Origin of the sequence: Eremococcus coleocola DSM 15696 (assembly GCF_000428865.1) — a bacterium.
Taxonomy (GTDB): domain Bacteria; phylum Bacillota; class Bacilli; order Lactobacillales; family Aerococcaceae; genus Eremococcus; species Eremococcus coleocola.
This window is the reverse complement of sequence record NZ_AUAT01000041.1, coordinates 1-6,880: the sequence shown is the minus strand read 5'-3', so window position 1 is coordinate 6,880 and position 6,880 is coordinate 1. Positions and strand designations below refer to the sequence as shown.

Below are 6,880 nucleotides of genomic sequence, written 5' to 3'. Positions count from 1 at the left end.
CATATTGATTCGCTAGAGATTGATAGCTTTTCTCACTTGTCAAGTAAGATTGTACTACTTCTAACTTGAATTCAACAGGATAAACTTTATTTTGTCGACAACGCAATAGTCCTTCCTCACCTAGGGTTTGGTAAGCATTAACCCATTTTCGGATGGTACTATCACTTTTAACCTGATATTTTTTTGCCAAATATTTGTAACCGCCTGCTCCTTCTAAATATTCTTCAACAATCTTTCGTTTAAATTCATAACTATATTTTGACAATATAAATACCCCCAAAAAGTTAGATTTTGGTCCAACTTTTTGGGGGCACTACACTCTAGGGTCTCTGCCTTTTTTAACTTTACTTTTAGTTTAGATTATAAAGCGTCAGCAGCGGCTAAAGCTGGCTCATAATCAGGTTCTTCTGAAACTTCAGGAACAATTTGGCTATACTTAATTTCACCATCTTTATCCACTACAAAAACAGAGCGAGCTAATAAAGGTGCATCCATTAAATCAATATCTAAGCCGTAAGCTTTACCGAATTCTTTATCCAAATCGGAATAAGTATTCACATCGAGTTCATTTTCTTCATTCCATTGGTTAAATTCATCGACAGAATTACGCGAAACAGTGATGTATTGATACCCTTTGTCTTTTGTTTTATCGGCAAATTGTTTAGTTTGTAATTCACAAGTCCGAGTTAAGACATTTGGAATCACTGAAATAATTGTCACTTTGTCTTTAAGGACATCGCTTAATTGAACTTTTTCACCTTTAGAATTAGTTAACTTGGCATCAGGAGCAGCTTGCCCTACTTGGGGTTGGTCTCCCTTAACTTCGATTGGTTCACCTTTAAACTTAACTTCTTGCACTGACATAAACAACACCCTTTCTACTTGATAAGTGTAGTATAACAAGGATTGTTTTAAGATAACAAATATATGCTTAGAGTAATGTTTGAAACTCAGCAGCTTGCGCTTGTATATAATCTTCGTCAATGACAAATGTTTCGACTTGTGCCAGTGCTTCTGAAACTAAGCTATCAATATCTAAGCGGTCTTCTAGTTCTTCAATGGTTGCTTCTTTGGGTTTAGTATGAGGGGAGCTTGGTGCAAAGACAGTACAACAATCTTCATAGGGTTCATTAGAAATAGTATAGGTATCTATTGTTTGAGCCAAATTAATTATGTCATTCTTATCTGTAGCAATTAATGGTCGCAAGATAGGACTATTGGTTACTGCATTAATCACCCTCATACTATCAATTGTTTGCGAAGCCACCTGCCCAAGTGACTCACCATTCACAATGGCATTTGCTTTTTGTCGAATTAATAACTGGTCCATAATTCTTAGCATAATTCGCCGCATAACCGTCATTGATTCATTATCGTGAATATGTTCTTTGATTGCTTCTTGGGTCTTGGTAAAAGGAACCACATGCAATTTTAAAGGCAAACCATAATGGGCTAATTTAGCGGTCAGTTTCTTGGCTTTTTCTAAGGCCTGAGGACTGGTGTAAGGCGGACTGGCGAAATGAACCGCTTCAAGTTCCATCCCCCGTTTCATCATCAAATAGCCTGCAATAGGTGAGTCAAAGCCACCTGAAAGCATTAATAAGCCTTTGCCGGAAGACCCATAAGGCATGCCCTGTAGCCCTTGATATGATTGTAGACTGAGAAAAGCTTGGTCTTTAACTCCAATTTGAACGGTTAAAGTATAATCGGGATGTTTTAAATTTACATTCATTACCGGAAAGGCTTGGCCAACGACTGCTCCAACTTGCCTTTGAATATCATAAGTTTTCAATGGAAAACTTTTATCTTGGCGCTTAGCAACGATTCTAAAAGATTCGCCGTCTTTAGGTCCTATTTCTTCAAAAAGTCTAAGGGCCTCTGCTTCAATTTCCCCCATCTCCTTAGACACTTCGTAAACTGGTTCAAAACGAGAAATTCCAGGAATATCCTTTAAAATGGCAACCATATCCTCATAAGTCATTAATTGCCACTTAACATACATAAAATCATGTTGCGGTACGACTTTTACTTTTTCAATTTTACTTGTTTTATGACGAATTTGGTCAGCTAGCCGGGTCTGAAACATTTTCCGGTTGCGTCCTTTAGTTGATAATTCACCATAATGAATGACTATTTGTTTTTCTTGCATAGATTTTCCTTTCTCACTTCAAATTATTTACCAATTTTTAAGTTTCGGCTGATTTTATGAATGGTTTCTAGGAGATAGTCCACTTCGGTCGCTTCAGTCTGACTAGACATAGAGATACGGATGGCAGACTCACTTTCTTGGTCTGCAAGGCCCATAGCTCTGAGGGTCGCATGGTCACTTCTAACGCGACTAGAACAGGCAGAGGTTGTAGAAATATATACTTCTTCAGCCTCAAAGGCATGTACCAAAACCTCACCCGGGATAGGGGCAAAACTAGCACAAATAATATGACTGCTCGCACCTGATTCTGGGCTATGAACCTGCCAACCATTTTCTTTTAAAGTCTGACGAATCCTGTGATTAAATTGACCTAATTTTTGTTTAATTTGACCTTGTTGCTCAGACATCTTTCTTAGAGCTTGAGCTGTTGCCACAATTGCTGCCAGATTCTCAGTTGAAGACCTTTGCCCCATTTCCTGCCCACCGCCATAGATGAAGGGTTGATTCTCTATCCGACTGCGCTTGGCCAAAATTCCTACCCCACGCGGCGCATGAAATTTATGGCTTGATAAACTTAAGAGATCAATTCGTTCATGGCGACATTCATCTAGACACGTGGTGACTGCTTGAACAGCATCCACATGCCAAATTACTTGAGGAAATTGCTTTAATAAGGCGGTCAATCGATCTAAATCTTGAATCATTCCCACTTCATTATTGACTAACATAGTAGAAACTAATAAGACTTGGTTATCTAGGTGGCTATGTAACCATTCATAATTCAAAAATCCCTGACTATCTACTGGAATGAGCTCTACTTGATAGCCCCGCTCTTTTAATAAATCAAATTGCTTGGTCATAGAAGCGTGCTCAATACTTGAAATCAATAGTTTAGATTTATTCGGATGCAAATCATGATAATGGTCTACTATTGCTTGAAGCGCCCAGTTATTAGATTCTGTTCCACTAGAAGTGAAATATATTTCATTACTTGCAAAACCTAGAATCTCGCTCACTTGTTTTCGGGCTGCATCTAAGAGTTGATGGGACCTAACTCCAAGTTTATGAACACTGGAAGGATTAGCAAAGTAGTCTTGACTAACTTTTAAATAGGTCTCCATTACTTGTGAGTCAGGTTGGGTTGTGGCAGAATTGTCAAAATAATACATAGATTCCTCCTTAGCTATTGCAAAGAAAAAACAGACTGGGTTCCAGTAACAAGAACTTGTTAACAAGAAAGTAGTCTGTTTTATGTAATTAATTAATAAATACGATTTTGTTTTTCATGATGATACATGCGGCGAACTTGGGTCGGCCCTTCTTGGTCTACCCGATAGAGAGCTTTTTCAATCACTGATAAAGCATCGCGATACCGATATTGATCATAAAAAAGATATTCAGTTTCACGAATTGCTTGATCCATTTCAGGATAATCATAACGGAAACGGTTAGAGTGTTGAATCATATACTCTGTTAAAGTTGCGTTGTCTAGAATTTCTTCGGTTAGTTCATCTAATTTTGCTATTTGAGCCTCTAATTGATCTTCAAGTAAATCAATTTCATCCATGTCAATACGGACATGATTCAATTGTTTTGATAACATTTCTATTTGATCCGTTACCTTATAAAAAAGATCATAATAAGATTGGTCTAAGCCAGGTAAATGTTGTTTTTCCAATCGACGTTTCATGTTACGCATATCAAGTTCAAATAAATCTAAAGATGATTTAGCATTCTTCTCACGGACACTCAATTGAGTCAACTCTTTAACCAAATCTTTCTGGTTCTGATCAATTTCAGTCAAACGTTTAAGCATTTTATCCATTTTAGATTCAACTTGACTATAAACTAACTTGTCTTCTTCTAAGTCATGCTTAATTTGACTGAACTCTTCCTGGGCACTGGCAATTTGGTTAGCAAATTCACTCACACGTTCCAGTTCATTATCATGTAAAATATAAGATTGAGCAATGCGATCAACTTCAATACCAGCATACCGATTGTTTTCATGTACTTGTTCGAACAAGGCGTTTAACTGAGTAATTTGTTGCCCTACACTATGCTTCGCTTCTGCCTCTGCTTCCATATAATCATACATGGAGTCGATTTCACGGTCCGCCTTATCCATTAGGGTTTGTGCTTCTGCTAAATCAGCATTCTTAATTGAGGCTTTGGCTTCATTCAATTTTTCTTGAATTTGATTAATTTGATCAAGTATATCCTCTTGGTCAAACTTGAAATTTGCAGCGGTCATACGATCATAACCATCACGTAAATCTTCGATCATATCTTCGTATTCATTTTTGATTTTATCGTACATAGAAGGTAATTTCTTTAAAATATCTTCTAATGATTCTAAATCAGAAGAAAGGGTTTCTAACATAGACTCTGCTTCTAAATGATCGCCGTTATTCGTATATTCATTATAACGACTAAAGTTTAATTCTAAATATTGCAGATTTTTTTCAAGTGTTTCAATTGCAGGACCATAATCAAAACTATGATTCATGATGGCTTGACGGGCAGTATTATATCGTTCTAACAAAGCTTCCGACCGCTCATGATTTTGATTACTTACTTCCAACAAATCAGTTAAAGATTGGTTCAAATCAGCAACTTGGACTTCAGTCTCTTCAATAATTTCCCGAGCTTCTTCAATGGTTGCCTTAGATTTTACAATATTAATCTGTTCAGTATACTGCTCAGCCCCGACTAAGGCTGATTCAATTTCAGTAAATTTGAAATTGGTGATGGTTTGCCAATTAGCCACCAAGGTTTCATATTGTCTTTTAGTCTGACCGGAAAGTTCCATATTTTTTAAGGTATATAGTTGGTCCGCAATGGACACATTCATCATTTCATCTTTCCGTAATTCCAACTCAGCAATCTCTTTTTTGCGCTGTGTTTTTAAATAGTAAAAAATCCCTACTGCTACAATTATGATGATGACGATGATAAATAAGATATCTACAAAACTCATCTTTTCGCTCCTCTACTGCCCCGAGCCTATGGGGGCAAATTATCACACTAAATTATAGCATTAATAGACTATGATTCAAAGAAAAATATTTGAAGGAAGCACTTTCTTCACTTATAAATAATCAACCGAGTGATTTAGAATATAAAAGCATTATTTTATTTCCAGGCGAATTTTAATGCCAAAACCATCTACAAATTCATTTACTTGATCCTCTTGGGTCACAGACTTAAAGTCTGAAATTGCCGCAAACCGGTCTAAGGCAGCCTGGTACAAGGCATGGTCTTGATAGATGAAACTTATTGATTCCAAGCCTACTTGGCCTGGTTTTCGTTTTAACAAATGACTTCCTGACCAACGGTTAGCTGCCACATGATGATGATAAGAACCAGAAGCTAAGAAAGTGGCGGTAGGCATTGGGGTCTTATCTTTCATATTCAAGGCTTGACCATATATTTCTTGGGCCTTCTGAGTATCCGTCACTGACAAGTGAAAATGGCCCATGACAGAGTCTTTTTCTAATTTCAAAACTTGGTCTGGTTTATCGGCAGCAGCAAATACCCCATTAGCATCCATTTCAATAGTGATGGCTTTGATTGTTCCATCTTCATAAATAGTCCATTCGCTTTGATCTTTGTCACGATAGATTTCAATACCATTGCCTTCAGGATCTTCTAAATATAGTGCTTCACTGTAGCCATGGTCAGAAGCACCAATTAAAGGTGTTTGCATCCGGATAAAATGGCGCAAAACATTCCCTAAAGCAGCTCGACTCGGCAGCAAAATGGCAAAATGATAAATGCCATTGCTGGCTTGGGTTTCAACTTGATCTTCTGCTTGGTTTAAAATAACTAGCGGACGACTCGGAACACCTAAGGTTCGACTCTTTTCATCACTCGCTAATAAATCCATGCCCAAATGTTCTTGGTAAAAGCGACTCATCCGGTCTAGACCAGCCACATTTAAACGGACAGGACCTAATTCAAATTCTGATTGATAAGGATACATTATAAATTACCTTCTTTTCTATAAAATTTATTTCGAATTAGAAATAATATACCACACTTCATTCAAATGTCAATTAGAATTTAATATTGTTAGAAAATCTTTTATAAACAATTCAACATATACATGCCTTTTTTACAATAAAAAAACCATAAATACTGATTTGTCAGTATTTATGGTTGGTAAGTTTAAAATAAAGATTAGCCTAATTTGTTGTGATTTTGAATTTACATCAATTCTCATAAATCTTAAGCCCTTGATAATAACAGGTTCTTTAAAATTTATACACCATATAAACCTATATAAAAGGTAGAAAAAAATCAAATTACGTATTCAATTACGTATTCAAAACATCGCTTGCCAGCGCCATAAAAATAAGCACAACTCTTTTACGGGTTGTGCTTTAATACTATTCATCTTCATTTTTTCTTTTTAAATCCTGTTTATCTAGATGAGTACCTCTTAAATAAACTGTTACTAAACTAACCAAAGTACCACCTGCAAAAAAAGACCCAATTAATTGCTTATCATAATAAATCAAACATACACCTGATATCAATCCTATAATTCCAATAATTCCAGCAAAGATTACACCTAGCAAACTATCTCTGTTGTTGGCATCAACTACTTTATTTTCTATTTCAATTCTGTGATTAGATTGGTTTTCTGCCATTTTCATAATTCTATCCGCACCATTAGGAATAACTTCATTGAATTCTTTTAACATTTCAGGATTTGGTATTGGTCCT

Annotated in this window: 7 protein-coding genes; all 7 read right to left on the bottom strand. The window is 36.3% G+C overall.

Annotation, left to right across the window (positions count from 1 at the left end; translation table 11 throughout):
- Window positions 1–265, bottom strand: a 265-nt coding sequence (locus tag G396_RS0108415; protein WP_028125693.1) for a helix-turn-helix domain-containing protein, incomplete at its 3' end; no start/stop codon positions are given.
- A gap of 95 nt (window positions 266–360) precedes the next feature.
- Window positions 361–864, bottom strand: a complete 504-nt coding sequence (locus G396_RS0108410) for a thiol peroxidase (protein WP_006418438.1) — start codon at window positions 862–864, stop codon at window positions 361–363.
- Between the two features lie 67 nt (window positions 865–931).
- On the bottom strand, window positions 932–2,149 hold the full coding sequence (gene thiI / locus G396_RS0108405; protein WP_006418492.1) for a tRNA uracil 4-sulfurtransferase ThiI: 1,218 nt from the start codon (window positions 2,147–2,149) through the stop codon (window positions 932–934).
- Window positions 2,150–2,172: 23 nt separating this feature from the next.
- Window positions 2,173–3,318, bottom strand: a complete 1,146-nt coding sequence (locus G396_RS0108400; protein WP_006418540.1) for a cysteine desulfurase family protein — start codon at window positions 3,316–3,318, stop codon at window positions 2,173–2,175.
- 92 nt (window positions 3,319–3,410) lie between these two features.
- A complete protein-coding gene (locus G396_RS0108395) occupies window positions 3,411–5,129 on the bottom strand; it encodes a septation ring formation regulator EzrA (RefSeq protein ID WP_006418135.1) in 1,719 nt (572 codons plus the stop codon).
- A gap of 150 nt (window positions 5,130–5,279) precedes the next feature.
- Complete coding sequence (locus G396_RS0108390) at window positions 5,280–6,134, bottom strand: VOC family protein (RefSeq protein ID WP_051221257.1); 855 nt, start codon at window positions 6,132–6,134, stop codon at window positions 5,280–5,282.
- 406 nt (window positions 6,135–6,540) lie between these two features.
- Window positions 6,541–6,880 (bottom strand): DUF2335 domain-containing protein (locus G396_RS10625; RefSeq protein ID WP_034907925.1); only part of this gene is annotated, 340 nt, incomplete at its 5' end.

Bases quoted from the DNA above. Each gene is read 5' to 3' on its own strand.
- G396_RS0108395 (WP_006418135.1), bottom strand. From the start codon at position 5,129: ATGAGTTTTGTAGATATCTTATTTATCATCGTCATCATCATAATTGTA.
- G396_RS0108410 (WP_006418438.1), bottom strand. From the start codon at position 864: ATGTCAGTGCAAGAAGTTAAGTTTAAAGGTGAACCAATCGAAGTTAAG.
- thiI (WP_006418492.1), bottom strand. From the start codon at position 2,149: ATGCAAGAAAAACAAATAGTCATTCATTATGGTGAATTATCAACTAAA.
- G396_RS0108390 (WP_051221257.1), bottom strand. From the start codon at position 6,134: ATGTATCCTTATCAATCAGAATTTGAATTAGGTCCTGTCCGTTTAAAT.
- G396_RS0108400 (WP_006418540.1), bottom strand. From the start codon at position 3,318: ATGTATTATTTTGACAATTCTGCCACAACCCAACCTGACTCACAAGTA.